The 22,203-nt window shown below is 55.0% G+C and carries 24 protein-coding genes; 18 read left to right on the top strand and 6 right to left on the bottom strand.

Annotated elements, in window-relative coordinates:
• Nucleotides 1-22: 22 nt before the first annotated feature.
• Together PT964_RS01860 and PT964_RS01855 are read left to right on the top strand one after the other, a co-directional pair.
• Entirely contained in the window at nt 23-1,267 is a 1,245-nt protein-coding gene (locus tag PT964_RS01860) for an MFS transporter (protein ID WP_274361604.1), read from the top strand.
• Between the two features lie 41 nt (nt 1,268-1,308).
• Nucleotides 1,309-2,481 carry an MFS transporter gene (locus PT964_RS01855; RefSeq protein ID WP_274361603.1) on the top strand — a complete coding sequence of 391 codons (1,173 nt, stop codon included), beginning with the start codon at nt 1,309-1,311 and terminating at the stop codon, nt 2,479-2,481.
• 278 nt (nt 2,482-2,759) lie between these two features.
• Here the strand turns inward: PT964_RS01855 and PT964_RS01850 are convergent, their stop codons facing one another.
• From PT964_RS01850 to PT964_RS01830, 5 genes are all read right to left on the bottom strand, one after another.
• Nucleotides 2,760-3,143, bottom strand: a complete 384-nt coding sequence (locus PT964_RS01850) for a VOC family protein (RefSeq protein WP_274361602.1) — start codon at nt 3,141-3,143, stop codon at nt 2,760-2,762.
• Between the two features lies 1 nt (nt 3,144).
• A complete protein-coding gene (locus PT964_RS01845) occupies nt 3,145-3,423 on the bottom strand; it encodes an ArsR/SmtB family transcription factor (RefSeq protein ID WP_274361601.1) in 279 nt (92 codons plus the stop codon).
• A 263-nt stretch (nt 3,424-3,686) separates the two neighbouring features.
• A complete protein-coding gene (locus tag PT964_RS01840; protein ID WP_274361600.1) occupies nt 3,687-4,316 on the bottom strand; it encodes a DUF1054 domain-containing protein in 630 nt (209 codons plus the stop codon).
• Between the two features lie 29 nt (nt 4,317-4,345).
• On the bottom strand, nt 4,346-5,005 hold the full coding sequence (locus PT964_RS01835) for a response regulator transcription factor (RefSeq protein WP_274361599.1): 660 nt from the start codon (nt 5,003-5,005) through the stop codon (nt 4,346-4,348).
• Nucleotides 5,006-5,046: 41 nt separating this feature from the next.
• The gene (locus PT964_RS01830) at nt 5,047-6,213 is read right to left on the bottom strand and encodes a sensor histidine kinase (protein ID WP_274361598.1); all 1,167 of its coding nucleotides are present in this window, start codon (nt 6,211-6,213) and stop codon (nt 5,047-5,049) included.
• A 201-nt stretch (nt 6,214-6,414) separates the two neighbouring features.
• Here PT964_RS01830 and PT964_RS01825 point away from each other — a divergent pair, with 201 nt between their 5' ends.
• The 6 genes from PT964_RS01825 to PT964_RS01800 all read left to right on the top strand — a co-directional run bounded on the left by PT964_RS01825 (nt 6,415) and on the right by PT964_RS01800 (nt 12,403).
• On the top strand, nt 6,415-7,353 hold the full coding sequence (locus PT964_RS01825; RefSeq protein WP_274361597.1) for an ABC transporter ATP-binding protein: 939 nt from the start codon (nt 6,415-6,417) through the stop codon (nt 7,351-7,353).
• Between the two features lie 15 nt (nt 7,354-7,368).
• Nucleotides 7,369-8,421, top strand: a complete 1,053-nt coding sequence (locus PT964_RS01820) for an ABC transporter permease (RefSeq protein WP_274361596.1) — start codon at nt 7,369-7,371, stop codon at nt 8,419-8,421.
• Complete coding sequence (locus PT964_RS01815) at nt 8,418-9,470, top strand: ABC transporter permease (protein ID WP_274361595.1); 1,053 nt, start codon at nt 8,418-8,420, stop codon at nt 9,468-9,470. Before PT964_RS01820 ends, PT964_RS01815 begins: the two co-directional genes overlap by 4 nt.
• A gap of 114 nt (nt 9,471-9,584) precedes the next feature.
• Nucleotides 9,585-10,181: a hypothetical protein gene (locus PT964_RS01810; protein WP_274361594.1), complete on the top strand. Its 597-nt coding sequence runs from the start codon at nt 9,585-9,587 to the stop codon at nt 10,179-10,181.
• 181 nt (nt 10,182-10,362) lie between these two features.
• Nucleotides 10,363-11,772: an NADP-dependent phosphogluconate dehydrogenase gene (gndA, locus tag PT964_RS01805; RefSeq protein WP_274361593.1), complete on the top strand. Its 1,410-nt coding sequence runs from the start codon at nt 10,363-10,365 to the stop codon at nt 11,770-11,772.
• A gap of 97 nt (nt 11,773-11,869) precedes the next feature.
• On the top strand, nt 11,870-12,403 hold the full coding sequence (locus tag PT964_RS01800; RefSeq protein WP_274361592.1) for a shikimate kinase: 534 nt from the start codon (nt 11,870-11,872) through the stop codon (nt 12,401-12,403).
• On the opposite strand, the gene PT964_RS01795 is transcribed toward PT964_RS01800, so the two are convergent.
• Complete coding sequence (locus PT964_RS01795; protein WP_274361591.1) at nt 12,398-12,700, bottom strand: rhodanese-like domain-containing protein; 303 nt, start codon at nt 12,698-12,700, stop codon at nt 12,398-12,400. The two genes, PT964_RS01800 and PT964_RS01795, sit on opposite strands and share 6 nt — an antisense overlap.
• A gap of 96 nt (nt 12,701-12,796) precedes the next feature.
• Here PT964_RS01795 and PT964_RS01790 point away from each other — a divergent pair, with 96 nt between their 5' ends.
• The 10 genes from PT964_RS01790 to PT964_RS01745 all read left to right on the top strand — a co-directional run bounded on the left by PT964_RS01790 (nt 12,797) and on the right by PT964_RS01745 (nt 22,196).
• Nucleotides 12,797-13,177 (top strand): fluoride efflux transporter FluC, encoded by a 381-nt coding sequence (locus PT964_RS01790; protein WP_274361590.1) that lies wholly within the window; start codon nt 12,797-12,799, stop codon nt 13,175-13,177.
• Nucleotides 13,174-13,563 (top strand): fluoride efflux transporter FluC, encoded by a 390-nt coding sequence (locus PT964_RS01785; RefSeq protein WP_274361589.1) that lies wholly within the window; start codon nt 13,174-13,176, stop codon nt 13,561-13,563. The genes PT964_RS01790 and PT964_RS01785 overlap by 4 nt, the downstream gene beginning before the upstream one ends.
• A 31-nt stretch (nt 13,564-13,594) precedes the next feature.
• Nucleotides 13,595-14,887: a 3-phosphoshikimate 1-carboxyvinyltransferase gene (gene aroA / locus PT964_RS01780; RefSeq protein ID WP_274361588.1), complete on the top strand. Its 1,293-nt coding sequence runs from the start codon at nt 13,595-13,597 to the stop codon at nt 14,885-14,887.
• An 18-nt stretch (nt 14,888-14,905) separates the two neighbouring features.
• Nucleotides 14,906-15,343, top strand: coding sequence for a CoA-binding protein (locus PT964_RS01775; protein WP_274361587.1), 438 nt, complete (start codon nt 14,906-14,908; stop codon nt 15,341-15,343).
• 118 nt (nt 15,344-15,461) lie between these two features.
• Nucleotides 15,462-16,034, top strand: a complete 573-nt coding sequence (locus tag PT964_RS01770; protein ID WP_274361586.1) for a hypothetical protein — start codon at nt 15,462-15,464, stop codon at nt 16,032-16,034.
• A gap of 120 nt (nt 16,035-16,154) precedes the next feature.
• Entirely contained in the window at nt 16,155-18,038 is a 1,884-nt protein-coding gene (locus tag PT964_RS01765; protein ID WP_274361585.1) for a glucose PTS transporter subunit IIA, read from the top strand.
• On the top strand, nt 18,022-19,779 hold the full coding sequence (gene ptsP, locus PT964_RS01760) for a phosphoenolpyruvate--protein phosphotransferase (protein ID WP_274361584.1): 1,758 nt from the start codon (nt 18,022-18,024) through the stop codon (nt 19,777-19,779). The genes PT964_RS01765 and ptsP overlap by 17 nt, the downstream gene beginning before the upstream one ends.
• A gap of 109 nt (nt 19,780-19,888) precedes the next feature.
• Nucleotides 19,889-20,299 (top strand): YgiT-type zinc finger protein, encoded by a 411-nt coding sequence (locus PT964_RS01755; protein WP_274361583.1) that lies wholly within the window; start codon nt 19,889-19,891, stop codon nt 20,297-20,299.
• Nucleotides 20,300-20,457: 158 nt separating this feature from the next.
• Complete coding sequence (gene ccpA / locus PT964_RS01750; RefSeq protein ID WP_274361582.1) at nt 20,458-21,459, top strand: catabolite control protein A; 1,002 nt, start codon at nt 20,458-20,460, stop codon at nt 21,457-21,459.
• A gap of 32 nt (nt 21,460-21,491) precedes the next feature.
• Nucleotides 21,492-22,196, top strand: a complete 705-nt coding sequence (locus PT964_RS01745; RefSeq protein WP_274361581.1) for a 5'-methylthioadenosine/adenosylhomocysteine nucleosidase — start codon at nt 21,492-21,494, stop codon at nt 22,194-22,196.
• Nucleotides 22,197-22,203 lie beyond the last annotated feature (7 nt).

Here is a 22,203-nt window from a genome sequence, read left to right as displayed (position 1 = left end):
GGGGAAAGAAGGGGGGAGAGACATGCGCTTTCCGAAGCTTTCGGGAATTTGGTCGCCGTTTGTTTTCGAGCTGTTGTTCATCATGTTTTCCGTCGAGTTTGTCAAAGGGGCGCTGCTCGTCTCCGTCCTGCCGCTGTATTTGAAAGGGGCGCTCGGAATGTCCGCGTTTGCGCTCGGCTGGGCGTTCTCGCTTCAATACATAGGAGACAATTTGTTCAGGGGACCCGTCGGCTGGCTGATCGATACGGCGGGCTACCGTTGGACGATGACGGCGGGAATCGGCATTACGCTGGCCGGTGTGGCGCTGCTCGCCTTCGGACGAACTCCGCTGCTTGCGGTCATCGGCTGCTTTCTGCTCGGAACGGGAACTTCTCCGCTATGGCCGAGCGTAGTGACCGGAACGACGGAGGTGGCGGGCGAGAAGGCGAAGGGCACGATCCTCGGCGTCGTTTATACGGCGTGGATGGCGGGCACCGGGGCGGGGCCGGTCGTCATCAATCTGTTCATTAAGGATCACACCTTTACGCTCCCGTATGCCATTATCCTCGGATTAACCGCGGCCGTATTTGTCGTATGCTTCTTTCTTCCGCACAGAACCGGAACAAGGGAGAGACCGCCGAGGCTTGAGAAGACGGGGGGAAAAGCCGCGGACGGTGCGCCCGTTACCGCGAAAGTCGCCGGTTATTTCAAGGAGCTCTCCCGTTCCCTTCAAGTAAGCAGGCTGCTGTATCCGGCGATGTTCCTGCAGACGTTCGCGCTGGGCGTATTGACGCCGATCGTTACGTTGTACGCCAGAGAAGATTTAAAGCTGTCGCCCAACGAATTCAGCTTGTTTCTGATCATCGGCGGAGCGGCGACGCTGCTGCTGCTCGTTCCGGTCGGAAGGCTGACGGACCGGTGGGGAACGAGATGGTTTCTGCATATCGGCATACCGCTCGCCGCCGCGGCGACTACTTGGTTCGCCGCGATCGGCGGGAGAGCGGAGCTGTATGCGGCCGTCATCGCCGTCGGGTTCGGTTATGCGCTGGTCATCCCCGCGTGGAACGCGCTGGTCGCTTCCGCCGTTCCCGAACGGAAGAGAGGGGCTGCTTGGGGCTTCTTCCTGACGATTGAAGGAGCAGGCTTCGTCATCGGCCCGCTCGTCTCCGGGAAGCTGTGGGACACGCTCGGCCACCGGTATCCGTTCCTGCTTAGCGGAGCGGTCCTCATGGCGCTGTTCGTTCTTCATCTGTTCATTTCCTATCGCAAAAAGGATGTGGTAGGATAAAGGTTGTTACTTCTGAGATTCGAGAGATGCGGGGGATCAACGTGGATAAACGGTTGCCGATTATTTTATTTATGGTATTTACGATTTTTCTCGGCTTCGGGATTATTATCCCGGTGCTGCCGGCGATGATCGTCGGCTCGGGAGCCGAGCGCTTTCATTTGTATGTCATGCTTGCGGCGTATTCGGCGGCGTCATTTTTGATGTCTCCGTTTTGGGGAGAGCTGTCGGACCGTTTGGGCCGAAGGCCCGTACTGCTGATGGGCGTCGCGGGCTTCAGCGTCAGCTTTTTGCTTTTCGGCTTGTCTTCCGGACATTTGGGGCTCATGTACGCTTCCCGCATTCTCGGCGGCATCTTTTCCGGCGCCGCGACATCGTGCGCCGTCGCTTATATAGCCGACATAACGTCGGAGGAAAAGCGGACAAGGTCGATGGGGCTGATCGGCATGTCCATCGGACTGGGCTTTATTTTCGGCCCGGGCATTGGAGGAGCGTTAAGCAATTTCGGAACGGCGGTCCCGTTCTTCGTCGCTTCCGGCGTGGCGCTCGTCAATTTCTTGTTCGCATTGTTTTCGCTCCCGGAATCGGTGTCTGCGGAGGAGCGCAGAAAACACGCGGCGAAGGAGAAGGTTTCGCGCTGGACCGCATTCGAAGGCCCGATCCGTTATTTGTTCGTGCTCTCTTTCATTGTGACGTTCACGCTCGCGGGTCTCGAATCGGTGCTCCAATATTTTAGTATGGAACGGTTCGGAGCGACGCCGGAGCAGTTCGGATACATGATGCTGATCAGCGGGGTTGTCGGCGCGCTGATGCAAGGCGGGTTCGTGCGGAAGTTCGCGAAGAAGGGGACGGAGCCGGGGCTCATCCGGGCCGGCTTGCTCATTTCGGCGGCCGGGTTTGTGCTGCTGCTGTTTTCCCGCGATTTTTTGACGACGTCTTTGTTTTTATGCGTCTTCTCGATCGGGAACTCGCTGCTGCGCCCGTGCGTGACGTCGCTGATCACGCAGACTACAACGGCGGGGCAGGGGCTTACCGGCGGGCTGAACTCGTCCATGGACAGCTTGGGCCGCATCGCCGGGCCGCTTATTGCGGGAGGCGTGTTCGAGCTTAAGTCCGCCTTTCCGTTTCTGCTTGGGGCTGTATTCTGCATCGGAGGACTTCTCCTGCTTCAACAGTTTTTGACGCTGATCAAGCGAAGGGCCGGGAGCGCGGCGTAGCTCAATAGGATGGGTTCGGCAATAGTGAAGTTTTACCGCACTATTTTGCAGAAACGAGGCACGTGGAGCGAAATAGTGAGGTGAAACTTCCTTATTGTGACGGTATCATCGAAAAGTGGCGAGGAAACGGTGATATAGTGAAGTTTGACCGCGCTATTTTGCAGGAAATGGTCTTCCGAATCTAAATAGTGAAGTTTTACCTTCTTACTATTAGTGCCAACCAAAGCAAAAGCCCCACCATCCGTTGGTGGGGCTTTTGCTTTGGTTTGATTATTATATTACTTTTGCATAATCTGAATAAGGTTGCCGCATGTATCGTCTAAGACAGCTATTGTGAGTTCGCCCATTGTTGTCGGCTCCATAGAAAACTTCACGCCGTTTTCCAATAACCGTTTATACTCTTTATTAATATCTGCAACGCCAAACATTGTTGCCGGGATGCCGTCCGTAAATATTTTCTTTTGATACTCTTTGGCGGCAGGATGGTCATTCGGTTCGAGCACAAGCTCGGTACCGTCTTGATCATCGGGAGAAACAACAGTTATCCACCTAAATTCACCCACGGGAACGTCATGCTTTTTTACAAAGCCCAGCGTTTTTGTATAAAACTCCAATGCCTTGTCTTGATCTTGAACGAATATGCTTGTAACAATGATTTTCATATTACTCGATCCATCCTTTCAGCAAATTTTTAAGTGGCTCGTTGTTGAATATTATTACTCGAAATTTCCCCTTTCGTTCTGATTTTACGAGCCCTGCATCTTCCAATGTAGAAAGATGTTTGGCTATCGCTTGCCGCGAAATGGAAAGCTGGTGCTTCATAATGAGACGTGCCGTAAGTTCGTACAACGTCAACTCGTTGCGTTCGGATAGTTCGTCTAATATAAGCCGCCGGGTAGAGTCGCCAAGTGCATTGAAAATAGCGTTTTTATCCCAATTCATATATCGAGTATATGCAACCCTGTGGTTACTTGTCAAGATTAGCAACCCTGTGGTTACTTGTCAAAATCCTGCCGATTCGTTTCCCCAAAGATTAGTTACCTCCAGCGGAACTTCGTTCCGTTGCAGCCATCCGCGCCGCATGACCGGCCACCTTGAACGGAACTTTATTCCGCTAAAGCTCCCTTCACCCACAGACTAATTTCACGCAACGGAAAAAAAGCAACCTCCCAAGTTTCTAACCGAAACAAGGGAGGTTGCTCTTCTTATTCACCGGCCGCAAGCTTATAAATCGGCGCCAGCTGACGCATCATCCCGCGGGCGAGCGCAATAAACCGCTCGCCGTCATGCACGATAGGATCGTCCTTGGCGATTTGCCTGCCGATGAGCAGTTCCGCGTTCTTCACGTTGCGGAAGCGGTGCAAAGCGGACTCCCAATCCGATCGGTTCATGGCGCTTACATCGCCTGCGCCTTTCTTCATATGGTCGGTCGAAAGCTGGGCGTCCTCCGGCAGCGCATCCCGAATCCGGTCGATGCCTGCGAGCAGCCGATCCGCTACCGCGGCTTTATCCGCTATCTCATAAATGCATGCCAGCCATATGAACACCCGGTCGTCGAACAATCCGATTTGAAAGTGCGGATACTGCTTATAGCCTCGCTTGTTCGGGCTGAACGCCAGCCACGTATCGACCGGCGGATTGACGGTGCGGCGGGCGTGCTTGGCGATATGCAGATACATTTCTTTGCCTGCCAGCGCGGTCAAATCGCCGGACAGCTCCTCGGCGATCTCCCTAAACTTCGGCTGAATCCGTTCGCGGATGCCGGCCATCCGCTCCTCTAAGCCTGCAATATGAAATACATTGAAATCTTCTGGAGTAAATCCCTTAAATGCCAATGCTGCCGCTCCCTTCGTGATGTCTAAGCTTATGTACGATGCTTCCAATATTGTATGGCGATTTGCGTGCGGTCACGCAAAGCGAGCTTTTCGAGAATGACGGTAATATAGTTTTTAACGGTGCCTTCGCTTAAAAACAGCTCTCCGGCAATTTCCTTGTTGGTCAGCCCGTCCGCTATTTTCGCTACGATCTTCATTTCGGCGGGCGTCAGTCCGGCGCCGGCGAACGCCGATTCGACGGAATCCGGGGCGGTCGTCTTCGGCGCCGGCTGCAGCATGTCGCTGAGCTTCTTGGCTATGTCGCTGTGCAGCACCATGTTTCCGTTATGCACCGTTCGAATTCCTTCCGCAATGCGCTCGGGGGAAACGTTTTTGACCAAATAGCCGTTTGCTCCGAAGCGCAGCGCCCGGACGAGAATATCGTCGTCGTCGAAGGTCGTCAGAATAAGCACTTTCACGTTCGGATCGATTTCTTTGATGAGCCTTGTCCCTTCCACACCGTCGCATTCCGGCATCCGAATATCCATCAGGACGACATCCGGCCGCGGGTTGCCGGCGCGGACGAAATCGGCCGCTTCCCGCCCGTTGCCGCAAACGCCGGCTACTGTAATGTCAGGCTGCAGGTCGAGAATCATTTTGAGGCTTTCGCGAATGAGCATGTCGTCGTCAACAATTAATAATGAGATCATAGCGCTTGTTCCCCTTTCCTATACGTACCGCCAAACTTTGCCTATTTGTCTTCGTTATGCGGAAGCGGAATCGTCGTCACGAGCGCGAATTCGTCTCCGACAACGATTTCCGCCGTTCCTCCCAAAAGAGATACCCGTTCTCTCATCCCGGTAATGCCGAGTCCGAGCCGGTCGACCTTTCCTTGATCAGGCAAGGCCCCGTTGTTCGAAACGGTCATGCGCACCGAATCGGGCAAATACTCGAGCGTAATGCGGGCGGTCGTCGCGCCTCCGTGACGGATCGCGTTCGTAATGGCTTCCTGCGCGTTGCGAAACAGAGCGACCTCCGCACTCGGGTACAGCGGATAAGGCATGCCCCGCATGTCGCCCGTCACCTCGATGCCGAACCGGTCGGCCGCTTCCTCCATCAGCCGGTGAATGGAAAATTGCCGGTGTCCTGCGGAGCGGTCCGGCTTCCACTTGCGAACCGTCAGCCGCATCGTTTCCATGCTGTCCTGCAGCTGATCCTTCACCGCCGACATCAGCTCGAAGCTTTTATCCGGCTGAGCGGAATGAATGTTCACCGCGGCCTCCAGCATCAGCTTGGCTCGAATGAGGCGGTGCCCCAAATCGTCATGCAGCTCGACGGCGATCCGGTTGCGTTCTTCCAGCTGGGCCGCATTCTCGATTTTTCTTGCAAAATCCGCCGCTTGCTGTTTGGCTTCCTCCAGCTCGTACGCTTTTTTGCGCACCTCGTCAAATAAAAATCCGGTTTCCCGGTTCGCTATCGACAATCGCCGCACTTTAAACAGCAATCCGATGAAGCAAGCGTAAAGCGTAATGATGGCAATGCACCCTTCCGTACCGTAGACGGAAGAAAACGATTCGAACACGGCAGCGCCTATTGCCAATCCTATGAAATTTGCCGTACGATCCGAATCCCGCGCAGCGGCGGGGGGAGAAGCAAATAGAGAGACGGCAAATGAGAAAGGGAGCAAATACATGAATTCCGCATAGGTGTGAGCAAACCAGAAGCAAGCAAATAGCTCGGCCGCTCGCCCGAGCCAGCGCGCCGACACCGGCAGCAGCCGGTCGGAGGCTTGCGCTGCCGCAAGGTAAAGCAGTGCGGCGGCGGTATACCATTCGTAATTATGTATATTGCCCCGGTATAATGCGAGGATGAAAGCTAAGATGAGCAGGGTATAACGAATCCATAGCAGAGTTCTCAAATCGGTACGCCTCCGTACGATTCGCCTGGAATGACAGGGGCTTGCGAATCGCGCAAAAAAGATTATAGCATATTTTTCTTTACCCGCTTAAGCTATGACTTAGGTCACTTGCGAAAATGACTCAATATACGTCAAAAAGGCCGCACCGGAAGCTACAATGATCTCATAAACGGGAAACTTGGAAAAAGGATGTGCTCAGCGATGCCGATCTTGCAGTTGAACGATGTTGTGAAACGGTACGACACGACCATGGCGGTCGATCATATGAACCTATCGATTGAAGAAGGGGAAATTTTCGGTCTGCTCGGACCTAACGGAGCTGGAAAAAGCACGGTGATCCGACTTATATCCGGTTTGCTCCGGCCCGACTCGGGCGAGGTGCTGGTCGACGGCTTGTCGGTCGTCAAGCATCCGAGAGAGGTCAAGCGGATCATCGGCGTCGTTCCGCAGGATTTGGCGATTTATTCGGAATTGTCTGCGTCGGAGAACGTCTCGTTCTTTGCAAGGCTGTACGGTCTTCGCGGGGCGAAGTTGAAGGAAAGGACCGAAGAGGCGCTCGAATTCGTAGGCTTGAAGGATCGCAGACACGATCGGCCGGACTCCTTCTCCGGCGGCATGAAACGGAGACTGAACATCGCCTGCGCGATCGCCCATCGGCCGAAGCTGATTATGATGGATGAGCCGACGGTCGGCATCGACCCGCAGTCCAGAAATCATATTTTGCAATCCGTGCTCGAACTGAACCGGCTCGGCTCTACAATCATCTATACAAGCCACTACATGGAAGAAGTGGAGGCAATTTCGACGCGCGTCGGCATTGTCGATCGCGGACGATTTATCGCTCGCGGGACGCAAGAGGAGCTGCAGGAGCAAATCCGGTTTGAGGAAACGCTCGATATCGAGCTTTCCGAGCCGCCAACGCCCGGCAGCGTAGAAGAGCTGCAGCGCCATGCAAGAATCCGCTTCGTACAGCCGGAAGACAACCGGTTGAAGCTGTATTTGACGGACTCCCAGCTCGTGCTGCAGGATGTGCTGTTCATTCTTTCGAAGCATGGCGCGGTCATCCGCTCCGTTCATCGGAATGAGCCGACGCTAGAGGCGCTCTTCTTGGCGTTGACCGGCAGAAAGCTAAGAGATTAATAAGGGGGTCGCGTTATGAATCTTTGGACGATTTTTCGCGGGGAAATGGTGCGAATGGCGCGCAGCCGCACTACGTTCGTGCTCTATTTCGCTTCTCCGCTGCTTATCATATTCATACTGGGCTCGGCGTTATCCCAAATGTTCAATCCGGGCGCGGAAACGTTTGCGCCGCGCGTGGCCGCCTACGTCTCCGCCGGGAGCGGCGTTCAAACGATGCTGGAGAAAACCCTCCCCACTGCCGAGATCGAATGGTTTGAGCGAGAAGAACAGGTGGAGGCGGAGACGGCCGGCGGCAATTTCGATTTCGGATTGGTCGTTAAGGACGGCGATACGCCGGTGTGGGAGCTTTTCCCCGGTAACGACCGGATGAAAAATATCGTAATCGAGAGCATGCTGCGAAGCGCGGCGGAGGAGACGGGGCTTAGGCAATCGGAGCAGACTGGTGTACCGATCCGGACCGAAACGGTAAAAACGTTCACTGCGATGCAATATTACGCTTCCGCGATGCTCGTCATGTTTCTGTTATATTCCGGAATGGTCGCCGCAAGCGGCTTGGCCGGGGAGAGAGAGAGGAATACGCTGGAGCGTCTGGCGGCTGCGCCGGTGCCATTCGGCTCGATCATTGCCGGCAAAATGCTCGCGCACGGGACGATTGCCTGCATTCAAACAGCCTTTATCATCGCATTCACGCACTGGGTTTACGGCGTATACTGGGGCGATCGGCTCGGACTGCTGGCGGTTGCCTCCGTTTTGACCGTTATCGCTTCGATGAGCTTAGGGCTGCTTGCCGCCGAATTTTTCCGCAGCGCGAAGGTCGTTACCGCCGTGTTCCAAACGCTGGTCATTACGATGACGCTTTTATCGGGAGGGTTCACGCAAGGAATCGGCGAGGAAATGGCGGCGGTCGGCCGGTTTACTTTGTCGTATTGGTCGACACGCAGCTTCCTGCGTTTAATGATCGACAGTCCGTATGACGCCGTCATTCAACATATCGCTTGGTTGGGCGCTTATGCGGCCGCGCTCTTTGCCTTGTCCATCTTATTCTCGAGGAGGACGAAATATTTATGAACTCGATATGGATTGCGGTAACGATGATTCGAAGAATCACCTCGAAACGCAAAAATATATTTTTCTTTCTGCTCGTTCCGTCCATCGTGGTTTCTTTTGCGATTCAAGCGCTGGGCTCCTTCGATAAAGCGGCGCCGACCGTCGGCTTTGTCGACTTGGAGGGGGGCGCTGCCGGCAAAGCCGTGCTTTCCGTGCTGGAGCGGCAGTTCGACGTCGTCCCGGCGGCGGATGAAGATGCGCTTACGACTGTTTTTGTGGACGGCTTGACGAACTCGGGCGTTATCGTGCGCGAGGACGGAAGCCTGCAATACAGGGAGTGGAGAGCGGGCGCCGACACGGCGGCGGTTCAAATCACGGTCGACGGAATCAGCCGCCGACTGGCCGAACCCGAGAATGCGGGAACCGTTCAGCCGGCCGTTACCGTGAAAGAAAGACCGAAGGGAAACGGGATCGTTCCCAACGCGCTGGGCTTGCTTCTCATGTTCATCCTTTTGCTGACCAGCGGCTCGGTAGCGACGATTTTAGAAGACCGCAGCGGTCGTACGCTTTCCAGAATGTATACGGCTCCCGTACGGCCGATCGAAATATCGCTCGGGTTATTTCTAGGGATGCTTGCCATCGGTCTCGGCCAAATCGGGATCGTCACCCTAATGAACATCGTCATTTTCGGCGTGGCGTTCACACATTCGCTTGGGCTTCAGCTGCTGATCTTAGTCTGCTTCTTGTTTGCGGCCGTCGGCATGTCGACCGCCATCGCAGGCGTTGCGAGACATCGGCATCAAATCGGCATCATCAATTCGCTGGTCATCACCCCGAGCTGCATGCTGGGAGGCTGCTTTTGGCCGGCGGAGTTTATGCCGGAGGTCATGCAGCGGCTTTCCAATATCGTCCCTCAGAAATGGGCGATGGACGGATTCATTGCCCTTGCCGGCGGGGGGACGCTTTCCGACATCGCTTGGCCGCTGCTCATTCTCATGCTGTTCGCGGCGGTGACGATCGGCCTCGGCTCGGCTGTGCTCAAACCGGAACAAGAGACGGTAAGCGGATAAAAATAGGTCCTTAAACCAAGTTGCGCAATCATATACATCAGTATACTATAAGGTAAAGATGAATTTTTAGAATATTTCGTCTCTTTATCACGCCGCAGCTTGGGAGGGATTGCCGTGAACAAAAGCTATGAAGTCGAATACTGCAACTTAGATTTACGATTTGATCGCCGGACAATCCACAACTTTATCAAATCATTGATCCAGGAAGGCTATTCATTGTATTGGAGCGAGAACGAATCGTATTTCATCGTTTCGATCCGCTCGGCGCGCAGGCTGGTGAAGCTGAAGTTTCAACGCATCGGAGACCGCTTTAAGATGGTAGGCAACTATTCGTTCCGGGATGAGAAGCTGGTGGAAATCATGGAGCGTATGATCGGGGCCACACGCGGGCACGCGGTAGTGAAAAGGTTCCGCGAACGCCAAATCGTCATCGAAAATATTATGTTCGGCGAAATCATTCGAATGGTGGAAATATCGGGGGTGGAGCATAAAGTGGTGTTCCAACGCGAGCGAGCCGTCACATTGGAGGATATTGCAAAGGCATACCGGTCGAAACGGGCGGAGGAGCGTATTCCGGTACTGCGTCTTGAAATCGATTATGAGCTGGCGACGCTTTCGGATGCATTGGCGGAAGGCGACGAGCCGCTGATTTCCGAAACGAAGGCAAGACTGGAAGCATTGCGTAAAGAAATGCTTTTGCTGGAGGCTTGAGTGCCGCATGATCCCTATAGCATGTTTTCATTATGCATAGCAGACGCTGTTTCTCTCACGATGAGCGGAACGGCGTTTTCTTTTTGCACGGTACCGTATGTTGGAAGTTGCGCTTCATTCGTGTAATATAGGGGAAGAGCGTTTTGTGCGATACATATTATTGGTACAAAGGATGATCCTAATGACGAAACAGCAGATCGGGGTCGTAGGCCTTGCGGTAATGGGCAAAAACCTGGCCCTTAACATGGAGAGCAAGGGTTTTTCCGTCGCGGTGTACAACCGTTCGCCGGAAAAGACGAGAGAGCTGGAGGAAGAAGCCAAGGGAAAAAATTTGAAAGCGACATACAGCGTTGAGGAATTTGTGCAATCATTGGAAACCCCCCGCAAAATCATGATTATGGTCAAAGCGGGCGAACCTACGGATAAGACGATTGAGCAGCTTGTCCCGCATTTGGACAAGGGCGACGTCATTATCGACGGCGGCAACGCATATTTTCCGGACACGCAGCGAAGGGAGAAGGAGCTGTCGGAGAAGGGGCTCCGCTTTATCGGCACCGGCGTATCGGGCGGCGAGGAAGGCGCATTGAAGGGGCCGGCCATTATGCCGGGCGGACCGAAGGAAGCGTACGATTTGGTCGGTCCGATCTTCGAAGCGATTTCCGCCCATGTAGGGGACGAGCCGTGCTGTACATACATCGGCCCGGGCGGTGCGGGCCATTATGTAAAGATGGTGCACAACGGCATCGAGTACGGCGATATGCAGCTCATCTGCGAAGCGTACCAGCTGCTTCGGGACGTGCTCGGGCTGAATGCGTATCAGCTCCATGAAATTTTCGCGGATTGGAACAAAGGCGAGCTCGACAGCTATTTGATTGAAATTACCGCGGATATTTTCACCAAGCTCGATCCGGATACGGGCAAGCCGATGGTCGATTTGATCAAGGATACGGCCGGACAGAAGGGTACGGGCAAATGGACGAGCGCAAGCGCCTTGGATCTGGGGGTGCCGCTGTCCATCATTACGGAATCGGTATTCTCGCGCTTTATTTCTTCCATGAAGGAAGAGCGGGTGAAGGCGAGCAAAGTGCTCGGCGGCCCGGCGGAGAAGCCGCTCGATATCGGCGCGGCCGAGTTTGTCGAGCAAGTCCGCAGAGCGTTGTACGCAAGCAAGATATGTTCTTATGCGCAAGGCTTCGCGCAAATGCGCGCCGCTTCCGAGCATTTCGGGTGGAATTTGCAGTACGGCGAAATCGCGAAAATTTTCCGCGGCGGCTGCATCATTCGCGCCCGGTTTCTGCAAAACATTACCGATGCGTACAAGCGTAACCCGGAGCTATCGAACCTGCTGCTTGACGATTATTTCAAGAACGCGGTCGAAAATTATCAGGACGCTTGGCGCAGCGTCGTTTCCGTCGCCGTGCAGCGCGGCATTCCGGTGCCTGCCTTCTCGTCGGCGCTGGCTTACTACGACTCTTATCGTGCGGAACGTCTTCCGGCGAACCTGCTTCAAGCGCAGCGCGACTACTTCGGAGCGCATACGTTTGAGCGGATCGATAAAGAAGGCACCTTCCATTTCAATTGGATCGATTAATTCGGCTTTAACGGCTCCCGCGCGGGAGCCTTTTTTCATTGTTCGCGCTCTTGCGTCTATGTTATGATGGGGAGAAAAGGCTGGCAGGGGAGCAACGTTGCGAAACATAACGCTTCAGGACAAGACGAACATCGCCTTAATCGGATTTATGGGGACCGGGAAGACGACCGTCGGACAGGCCCTCGCGGAGCGGCTGCGATGGACGTTCGTCGATACCGACGAAACGATAAAGGGGAAAGAGAACCGTTCGATTGCCGACATATTCGCCCAAGACGGCGAGCCGTATTTCCGGGAAGCGGAAACGTCGGCCATTCGCGAAATCATGATGGGCAAGCGGCAAATTATATCGACAGGCGGCGGAGCCGTGCTCCGCGAGGAGAACAGAAGACTGCTGAACGCCGGCGCATATATCGTCGCGCTTAAGGCGCCGGCGGAGACGATTATCGCGCGGTTACGCAAGGACACCGAACGGCCGCTGCTTGCGGGCGACAGAGAAGCCAACGTAAGAAGGCTGCTGGAAGATAGAAAAAACGCCTACGACTTTGCCGATCTGGCGATCGACACGTCGGAGGCGAATATTCGGCAAACCGTAGACAAAATTATCGCGCATTTCAAATTGCCGCGCTTATAATTGAGACCAGGCCGTCATCCCGCCGGTCATATTGACCGTATTGCGGTATCCGAGCGATTCGAGATAGGCGTACGCTTTGCCGCTCCGGTTTCCGCTGCGGCAAACGAGGATGACCTCGCAATCCTTCGGGATTTCTTGGCAGCGTCCCGGCAGCTCGCCGAGGGCGATATGCTTCGCTCCGGGAATCATGCCGGCAGCGACCTCTTCGTCTTCCCGAACGTCAATGATGCACGGCGTGTCGCCGCGGTCCAATCTTGCTTTCAATTCGGATGGTGAAATGGCGCGCAAATCGCTCATTGGCATCGTCCTTTCGTTTACGGCTTTATTTGGCTTTTAGACTAACAATCATCTTACGCCGTCGATTCGGCCGTTGTCAAACACAGGAGGGGCTGTATGGTTTGGTTAGCCGTAGCCGTATTCGGAGCTCTAGGGTCCGCCGCAAGATGGGGGATCGGACTTCTGATCGGCACAGGCTCGGGTTTCCCGTCAGGCACGCTGCTGTGCAACATTGCAGGCTCCTTTGCGCTCGGCTGGGTTACAGGCAGAAGCGTTGCGAAGCGGTGGCCCGCTTGGGCCGCGCAGGGGATCGGGACCGGGTTGATCGGCGCCTTTACCACGATGTCGGCGTTCGGCGTGGAGACTTGGACGCTGATTCGCTCCGAGCAGTGGGGATCGGCGGCCGTTTACGTGCTGGCGAGCGCTCTTCTCGGCCCCGCAGCGGCGTATTCCGGCCTGCGCTTCTACAAACAAAGATCGAAGGAGCAGCGGGTATGATACTTGGCGGGATACACGCAAACGTATTGGCTCCGGTTGTCGTCGCCTGCGGCGGAGCCCTTGGCGCTGTGCTGCGGTGGCTTGCGATCCGCTATGGGAAGAAGCTTCTCCGCAGTCCGATTCCGACGCTGTTGATCAATTGTGCCGGTTCCTTGGCGCTCGGATGGTTGGCTGCGCGCGATGCCGGCATCGTTGCGCTTGGGCTCGGAACCGGTGTTTTAGGAGGCTTTACCACGTTCTCGACGTTCGCGGTGGAAGCGGCACAGCTTTACGAAGCGCCGGAGCGGCGCATCAAATCGATGGTTTACGTCGCCGTCACATTATTCGCTTCCGCGGCTTTCGCAGCGGCAGGCTGGGTGATCGGAACCGGCGGCGTTTCTACATAACGTTACGCACATGAGAGGAGTATTCGAGTCAATGGATGCCATTATTAAACCGACGAAATCACTGAAGGGTGAAATTCAAGCCTTATCCTCCAAAAACTATACAACCCGTTACATGCTCGTTTCCGCATTGGCGGAAGGGATGAGCACGATTCGCTTCCCCGCCCATAGCGAAGACAGCGACGCTTTGCGGCGCTGCATCCAAGATTTGGGGGCGGTACTGGAGGAAGACGGGGACACGATGCACGTTACGGGGTTCGGGAAGCACCCGAACAATCCGGGCGAGCTGAATGTCGGCAATGCCGGAGCGGTGCTTCGCTTCCTGCTGTCGATCGCCGCGCTGCTGCCGAAAGTGACGTTCGTCAATGCGTACCCGGATTCTTTAGGCAAACGGCCGCACGACGATTTAATCACGGCACTGCAGTCTATGAACGTGCGGATCGAGCACCGGGACGGCAAGCTGCCGATCACGGTATACGGCGGGACGACGCGCGGCGGAAACATCGAGGTGTCGGGCAGCGTATCGTCGCAATTTTTAAGCTCGCTGTTGTTTTTGACGCCGATGCTGGAAGAAGACAGCGAAATTACCGTGCTTAACGATTTGAAATCGAAAATCGTGGTAGGACAGACGCTTGAGGTGCTTCAGGATGCGGGGATTGTCGTTGAGGCAAGCGCCGATTTGATGAAATATCGCATTCCGGGCAAGCAAGCTTACCAAAGCCGCGAATATATTGTACAAGGGGATTATCCGGGCTCCGCGGCTATTCTCGCGGCGGCCGCCGTTACCGACTCCGATGTTACGGTGCACCGGCTTCTTGAGCATAGCAAGCAAGGAGAACGCAAAGCGGTTGACGTGCTGAAGGCGATGGGGACGCCGCTGACGCATGAAGGCGGGGTCGTTCGCGTACAAGGCAACGGCCGGCTTACGGCTGGCGAATTCGACGGCGACGAGTTTACGGACGCCGTGCTCGCATGTGTGGCCGCCTCGGTTTTTGCCGAAGGCACATCAAGATTCTACAACGTGGAAAACTTACGATATAAAGAATGCGACAGAATCACCGATTTTGTTACGGAGCTTCGCAAAGCCGGAGCCGACGTGGAGGAGAGACGCAGCGAAATCATCGTACACGGCAAGCCGGAGGGCATCCGCGGCGGCGCCGTGATCGACGCTCACTTCGACCACCGTGTCATCATGGCATTATCGGTGGCAGGCTTGCGTTCGGAAGAAGGTTTAATTATTCGCGACGCGCATCATGTGGCCAAATCGTATCCGCAATTTTTCGATCATTTGCGCGCGCTGGGCGCGGACGTATCCCTCGAGTCGTAATAAGGAGGACTGAGAAGCATGGCGTATCGGCATCCGTCCAATGAGCAAATCAAGGAAATTCTTGAAAATGCCGGAAACATCGCAGTCGTCGGGCTGTCGGAAAATCCGGAAAAAACGTCCCACATGGTAGCTAAAGCAATGCAGGCCAAAGGGTATCGGATCATTCCGGTGAACCCGACGGGAGACGTCATCTTAGGGGAGAAATGCTATCCGAAGCTTTCGGACATTCCCGAACCGGTAGATATCGTCAACGTATTTCGCCGTCCGGAGCATACGCCCGAAATCGCCAAGGAAGCGGTAAGCATCGGAGCGAAGACGCTGTGGCTCCAGCAAGGAATCTATAACGAAGAAACGGCGGACATTGCGGCTAGCGGCGGGCTTAACGTCATTATGGACCGCTGCATTAAAGTGGACGATGCGCTGCTTCGTCCGAATCGGCAGAAGGTGGAAGGCTAGCCCGCCGAATCGGTTCATAAATTGTTTTCTCCTTAGACAAAATAAGTTTGGCTTCATCTTTGTCCTGTCCATGGGGGCATCGTTTGAAGACAACTTATCCTTCGAGGAGGAAAAACGAGTGTTCAATCAGTTTCAGTCTTCTTTCGGACAGCCGGTTCAGTCTCAGTACCGCGGTTCGGCTCGTCAGTTCCAGCCGACCGGCATCGTTCAGTCGTACTACGGCGGCCAACAGCAAAGCATGATCAACCCGCAAGCTCAAAGCTACCACACGGCAGGATATGCCGGCAACCAACCCGGTCACGACAATTACTTGCGTGCCGACAGCACGCGTCCGGGCTCGTTCTCTGCAGTAACGGCGCAAAGCTACCACACGGCGAGCTATGCGGGCAACAAGCAAGGTCATGATCAGCATTTGCGCGCTGATGCTACAAGCCCGAGCTCGATGGGGATGGGCATCGGTCAAGCCGTACCGTCGTTCCGCTCTTCGTTTGTTCCTGCGCAGAGCTTTGCGGCAAGCCAATTTGGCGGCGGGTTTCAGCAGCATCAAGTAAACCCGAGCAGCTACCATACCGCTAATTATGTCGGCAACCAGTCGGGCCATGACAATTATCTTCGCGCGGACAGCACGAACCCTTCCATGGGCCGTTCCCAAGGTATGGGCATGATGAGCACAAGCTTCCGGAACGTGTAATCGAAGCGAACGGTTGTGAAATGGCGGACAATGATCCATTGTCCGCCATTTTTTTGCTTGCTTTGACAATCCATTGTTCTCCAATTACCATTAGTGCTATGGAAAGGGGGGGATCCCACAATGAATACGATGGGAATGCTGCAGCAATTCGGCCGTTCGTTAATGATACCTACGATCGCGCTTCCCGCTGCGGCCATCTTGATCCGTCTCGGTTCATTCGATTGGGAAGCCGCCGGCATGGGACAAACCGGCGAGATGCTTACTTTTGCCGGAATGACGGTATTTATTTATTTGCCATACATATTCGCGATCGGCGTAGCGCTGGGCTTGACGGAAAGCGCAGGCGTCGCCGGCATGTCCGCGCTGGTCGGGTATTTTATATACGATAGGGTTACGCAATTTTTCATTCCCCAAGGATTTCAGTTAGGCGTTACGGGAGGCATCATCATCGGACTGATGGCTGCGCTGCTGTACCATCGCTTTAAAGGAGTCCGTTTTCCGGAATACATTCAATTTTTCGGCGGACCGCGCTCGGTGTTGCTGATCATGAGCTTCGCTTCCGTATTGTTCTCATTTCTGATCGTACATATCGGTCCTTATTTGCAGGCGGGACTGTTTGAGTTGAGCGACATCGTGCTAGGAATGGGCGGCTTCGGTACGTTCTTGTACGGCATGTTTCATAGACTGCTGGTTCCTTCCGGATTGCACCATATATTGAATAATGTCATCTATTTCCAAACGGGGACTTTCGAACGGGACGACGGAACGATCTTTTACGGGGATTTGCCGAGATTTTTTGCGGGGGATCCGACAGCCGGCACGTATATGGCGGGGCTGTATCCGATCATGATGTTCGCGCTGCCGGCGATCGCGTTCGCGATCATTCACGAGGCAAGGGAAGATTTGAAGCCTGCCGTTCGGGCGACGTTCTTGACGGCGGCGTTATCCTCCTTCCTCACCGGCGTCACCGAACCGATCGAGTTTGCGTTTTTGTTCGTGGCGCCGTACTTGTTTGTCGTACATGCCGTATTGTCCGGATTATCGATGTGGATCACCTATTTGCTCGACATCCATCACGGCTTTTCGTTCTCCGCCGGGGCGATCGATTACATCATCAACTTCCACCTGGCGAAGAACGGCTGGATGCTGATTCCGATCGGATTGGTGTACGGATTCGGGTATTATTTCCTGTTCCGATGGGCGATCCGAAAATTCCAGATTCCTACTCCAGGCCGCGAAGAAGGCTCGGCGCTCGACGAATGGGCGGGCGACATACCGTACCGCGCCCCGCTTATTTTGCAGGCGCTCGGAGGCAAAGAAAATATTACTCATATGGAAGCCTGCATAACCCGCCTTAGGCTTACGCTTGTGAACGACCGTTCGTTGGACGCGGCCGCGCTTCGCCATCTCGGGGCAGCCGGCGTCATAACGCTGGGCGGGGGCAACGTGCAGGTTGTGTTCGGCACGTTCTCCGAGCTGATCCGCGAAGAAATTATGAAGGTGATTCGGAAAGATCCGCGAGGCGTATCCTTCTACTCGCCGGTGAGCGGACGGATGATTCCGCTTGAGGAAGTTCCGGATCCGGTGTTCGCCGAAGGCATTGTAGGCCGCGGAGTGGCGTTTATGCCGGAGCGCGGCGAATTGGTTTCCCCGGTATCCGGCAAAATTGTGCATATCTACCCAACGATGCATGCGCTTGGAATCGCTACGGACGAAGGGCTTGAGGTGCTGCTTCATATCGGGATCGATACGTCGAATGCGCACGGAGTATTCCAATCGCACGTTCAAGAGCAGGAGACGGTCAAGCCCGGTCAGCTGCTGATTTCGTTCGATATCGCCAAGCTTCGCAAGCATGCCAAATCGCTTGCTACGCCGATGCTGGTCACGAACCCGGGCCGCGTCAAATCGTGGAGCTTCGCTCCATGGGGAGCCGTAAAGAAAGGCCAAGCGTCGATTATGTCCGTCACGATGAAGGAGGAGGATCAGGATGTCCATCGCTCGTAAAGCAACAGGTATCGGGGCTTCCGCGGGCATCGCGGTAGGCAAAGCGTTCGTGCTGCCGAGCCTGGAATGGGATGTGCCGGATCACCGAATCGGAGTGGAGGATTTGGCCGCCGAATTTGAGCGGCTGTATGAGGGCATTCGCCATTCCAAACAAGAAATCCATTTGATTAAACAGGAAATTTCGGGATATATCGGCGAATCGGAGTCGAACATATTCGACGCACATTTGGCCATACTGGACGATCCGGTATTCATGAACGAAATTCAAGGCATTATCCGGCGCCATTATAAGGCTGCCGAAGTGGCCGTCAAGGAAGTCATGGACAAGTTCGTGGGCATGTTCGACTTATTGGACGATCAATATATGAAGGAGCGGGCTCTGGACATAAAGGATGTCGGCAACCGGCTGTTAAAGCACTTGATCGGTTCTCCCGAAGTGAAGATGCCGGCGGACAATCGTCCGTTCGTCCTCGTGGCGAAGGAGGTTTCGCCTTCGCAGCTGGCTCATCTGAACCCAACCAACGTGCTGGGCATCGCCATGATGGCGGGCGGCGGCACCTCGCATGCGGCGATCATGGCTAGAGCGATGAACATTCCGATGGTCGTCGGCTTGGAAGGAAAGCTGCCAGCACCGGTCGAAACGGGCGACACGCTCGTCATCAACGGCAAGACCGGAGAAGTATACATCAATCCGCCCGATGATACGGTGTCCAGGCACTTGAAGCTTCGGGAAAAGGAGCTGGAGGCGAGGGAGCGTCTGTTTTCTCTGGCCGATTTGCCGGCGGTCACGAAAGACGGAGTCCGGACGCATTTATTCGTCAATATCGCGTCGCTGAAAGAGCTGGAGGGCGCGCTTTCGAGCGGCGCCGAAGGCGTCGGCTTGTTCCGCACGGAGTTCATTTATATGGATCGGGATACGTACCCTTCGGAGGAAGAGCAATTCGTCATTTACCGGCAGGCCGCCCAAATGCTCGCCGGCAAACCGCTCACGATCCGTACGCTGGACGTCGGAGGCGACAAGAAGCTCGACTATTTGGAGCTGCCTGAAGAGGAAAATCCGGTGCTCGGCTTGCGTTCCATTCGCATTTCCTTAGTGCATCAGGAGCCGTTCTTAACTCAGCTGCGCGCGATCGTCAGAGCGAGCGCCTACGGGAAAGTCCGCGTCATGTTTCCGATGGTATCCTCAGTGGAGCAGCTGCATGCGGCGAAAGCCATCCTGTCGCGGGCCATGAATGAGCTGAGAGAAGAAGGCCATCCGTTCGACGAACGGCTCCAAATCGGCATTATGATCGAGGTCCCGGCGGCTGCGCTCATCTCCGATCTGCTGGCGCAAGAGGTGGACTTCTTCAGCATCGGGACGAACGATTTAACGCAATACGTTCTCGCGGCGGACCGCATGAACGAGCATATCGCGAGCCATTACGAACCGTTTCACCCGGCGGTGCTGAGACTGATCTCGCAGGCGGTTGCCTCCGCCCGGCAAGCCGGCGTGTCGGTTTCGGTGTGCGGGGAGATGGCCGGGGACCCGCTGGCGCTGCCGGTTTGGTTAGGGCTCGGCGTCCGCGATTTGAGCATGGCCGGCGGTTTGATGCTGCCGCTGAAAAACCGGCTGCTTCGGGCAACGTATGAGGAGAGCGCGCGGCTGCTGGAGCGGATTATGTCCATGCGTTCCGCGGCGGACATTCGCCAGGCGCTCGGCGCGTACGACAAATCGTTGGAGGAAAGCCCGGAAGACGAGTAAGCGAGCGTTGCCAATAAGTACTATCGTGCAGCGGAAGGAGTTTTGTTTTCCCGGAGCGAATATACTCTACAAGCAGGAAGAATGGTCTTCCTCTCTAGGAGGGTTTGTTTTGGAAAAACAATGCGTTTGCGGCGCAACGATGGAAATTCGCTTAAGAACGGTGATCTTCTCGGGCAAAGTGACCATCGAGAACGTACCGGTATTATCCTGCTCCGGCTGTGAACGGAGCATCGTGCATCCCGATGCGAAGCCGGAGCTGTCGGATCTCCTTCGTTCGCTGGGCGATGCCTCGGAGAAGAAGCAAATCTTTTTTCATGAAGTGAACGAGTTCGCGTTTTTACTGCGGGAGGCAACCAGAAAAGACCGGAGCCATGTGCCTTTGGAGCATATCATAAGCGAACGTGTGAACGAGCTGCTGGACCTGCTGCTGCTTGCCCAATCCGTTCACGATACCGAATGGGCGAACAATATTCGGGAGAGGCTCTCGCAAATAACGAAGAAAAGAATCGCTACATATTAAATACCGTATTTCGACATAAACCTCCCCGGAGGTTTTTCTTTTTGGCGTTTTTCTTTGGAGGCAAGAAGGCGTCAGCGTTGCGCAAAGCAAATTTTTGTCGTATGATAACCTTATCTTGGATTGGACGTACAAATTTTTGTTTATTGGAGAGAATGCACGTGACTGTAACAATTTATGACGTGGCCAGGGAAGCGGGCGTATCGATGGCGACCGTATCCAGGGTCGTCAACAATAATCCGAACGTCAAGCCGCAGACGCGAAAGAAGGTTTTCGAGGCCATCGAGCGGCTCGGCTACCGCCCGAACGCCGTAGCGCGCGGACTTGCGAGCAAGAAGACGACGACCGTCGGAGTCGTCATTCCCGATATTTCCAACACGATGTATTCCGAGGTCGTTCGGGGCATCGAGGATATCGCCAATATGTATCACTACAACATGATTTTGTGTAACTCCGATAAGAAGAAGGAGAAGGAAATCCGCGTAATCAACACGCTTCTCGAGAAGCAGGTGGACGGACTTCTTTTTATGGGCGGAATCGTAACGGACGAGCATATCGAAGCGTTCCGGAATTCCGTGCCGATCGTGCTCTGTGCAACGACGGATGCCAATCACATCATGCCGTCGGTAGACATCGATCATGAGCGGGCCGCATTCGATGCGGTCACTTCCTTGATCCAGCACGGTCACCGCAGCATCGGCATGATTTCGGGCAATTTGCAGGACCCGTCGAACGGCTTTGCGCGTTACCAAGGCTACAAGACCGCTCTGGAAGCGGCAGGCATTCCGTTCCAAGAAGCCTATGTTCGGATCGGTAACTATAAATATGAGTCCGGCATTGAGACGATGGAGTATTTCTTGGGATTGGACAATCGTCCGACGGCGATATTCGCGGCAACGGACGAGATGGCGATCGGAGCGATTCACGCCATTCAGGATCACGGTCTCCGGGTGCCGGAGGATATTTCCGTTATTTCGGTCGACAACATTCGAATGGCCTCGATGGTGCGCCCGATGCTTTCTACCGTCGCGCAGCCGATGTATGACATCGGCGCCGTATCGATGCGGCTGCTCACGAAATTGATGAAGAAAGAACCGGTATCCAGCCCGACCGTCGTACTGCCCCACGAAATGATTATGCGCAAATCCGTGGCTCATGTATAATGAGCCTCTTTTTTTTGAGGAGGATGTAAGGAATGTCGTTTGAAACCGTCGGATTGATCGGCGCCATGCAAGAGGAAATCGAACGCTTTTTGGAACGGATCGGAAATGCCGAGACGATTACGGTCGCCGGCATCGAATTTCGTAAAGGCGACTGGCTCGGCAAGAAGGTCGTTCTGTGCAAGTGCGGCGTAGGGAAGGTGAATGCCGCCGTATGCACGCAGCTGCTGATCGATCGCTTCGGCGTCGACTGCGTTATTTTTACCGGTGTGGCGGGTGCGCTTCATCCGGAGCTTAACATCGGGGATATCGTCGTGTCCACGGATTGCATTCAGCACGATATGGACGTAACGCCGCTCGGCTTTGCCAGGGGCGTCATTCCATATACCGAAGAGTCGGTATTTCCGGCGGACGAGCGGCTGGTGGAGACGGCGTTTGCGGCGAGCGAAGCTTTATACCCGGGGAAGGCGCGTAAGGGAAGAGTGCTGTCCGGGGATCAGTTTGTCGCCAGCAGAGAAACCGTCGAGCTGCTTCGGCGGGAGCTGCAGGGCGATTGTGTCGAGATGGAAGGCTCGGCGGTCGCTCAAGTATGCCGTCTGAACGGCGTGCCGTATGTCGTGCTCCGCTCCATGTCGGATCGGGCGGACGGCTCGGCGCATGTAAATTTCGAGGAATTTACGAAGCTTGCCTCGGAACGGTCCGGAAGTATCGTGGAAGAGATGCTGAAGCGGGGTATTTGATTTTAGC

The sequence above is a fragment of the Paenibacillus thermotolerans genome, assembly GCF_028745515.1.
In the GTDB taxonomy this organism is placed as follows: domain Bacteria; phylum Bacillota; class Bacilli; order Paenibacillales; family YIM-B00363; genus Paenibacillus_AE; species Paenibacillus_AE thermotolerans.
Note: the sequence above shows the minus strand (reverse complement) of the source record. Positions and strands in the feature narration are given on the sequence as shown.

Coding starts and splice junctions, on each gene's coding strand:
- PT964_RS01860 (WP_274361604.1), top strand. CDS start 23: ATGCGCTTTCCGAAGCTTTCGGGAATTTGGTCGCCGTTTGTTTTCGAG.
- PT964_RS01850 (WP_274361602.1), bottom strand. CDS start 3,143: ATGAAAATCATTGTTACAAGCATATTCGTTCAAGATCAAGACAAGGCA.
- PT964_RS01845 (WP_274361601.1), bottom strand. CDS start 3,423: ATGAATTGGGATAAAAACGCTATTTTCAATGCACTTGGCGACTCTACC.
- PT964_RS01835 (WP_274361599.1), bottom strand. CDS start 5,005: ATGATCTCATTATTAATTGTTGACGACGACATGCTCATTCGCGAAAGC.
- PT964_RS01825 (WP_274361597.1), top strand. CDS start 6,415: ATGCCGATCTTGCAGTTGAACGATGTTGTGAAACGGTACGACACGACC.
- PT964_RS01820 (WP_274361596.1), top strand. CDS start 7,369: ATGAATCTTTGGACGATTTTTCGCGGGGAAATGGTGCGAATGGCGCGC.
- PT964_RS01815 (WP_274361595.1), top strand. CDS start 8,418: ATGAACTCGATATGGATTGCGGTAACGATGATTCGAAGAATCACCTCG.
- gndA (WP_274361593.1), top strand. CDS start 10,363: ATGACGAAACAGCAGATCGGGGTCGTAGGCCTTGCGGTAATGGGCAAA.
- PT964_RS01795 (WP_274361591.1), bottom strand. CDS start 12,700: ATGAGCGATTTGCGCGCCATTTCACCATCCGAATTGAAAGCAAGATTG.
- PT964_RS01790 (WP_274361590.1), top strand. CDS start 12,797: ATGGTTTGGTTAGCCGTAGCCGTATTCGGAGCTCTAGGGTCCGCCGCA.
- PT964_RS01785 (WP_274361589.1), top strand. CDS start 13,174: ATGATACTTGGCGGGATACACGCAAACGTATTGGCTCCGGTTGTCGTC.
- aroA (WP_274361588.1), top strand. CDS start 13,595: ATGGATGCCATTATTAAACCGACGAAATCACTGAAGGGTGAAATTCAA.
- PT964_RS01775 (WP_274361587.1), top strand. CDS start 14,906: ATGGCGTATCGGCATCCGTCCAATGAGCAAATCAAGGAAATTCTTGAA.
- PT964_RS01765 (WP_274361585.1), top strand. CDS start 16,155: ATGAATACGATGGGAATGCTGCAGCAATTCGGCCGTTCGTTAATGATA.
- ptsP (WP_274361584.1), top strand. CDS start 18,022: ATGTCCATCGCTCGTAAAGCAACAGGTATCGGGGCTTCCGCGGGCATC.
- PT964_RS01745 (WP_274361581.1), top strand. CDS start 21,492: ATGTCGTTTGAAACCGTCGGATTGATCGGCGCCATGCAAGAGGAAATC.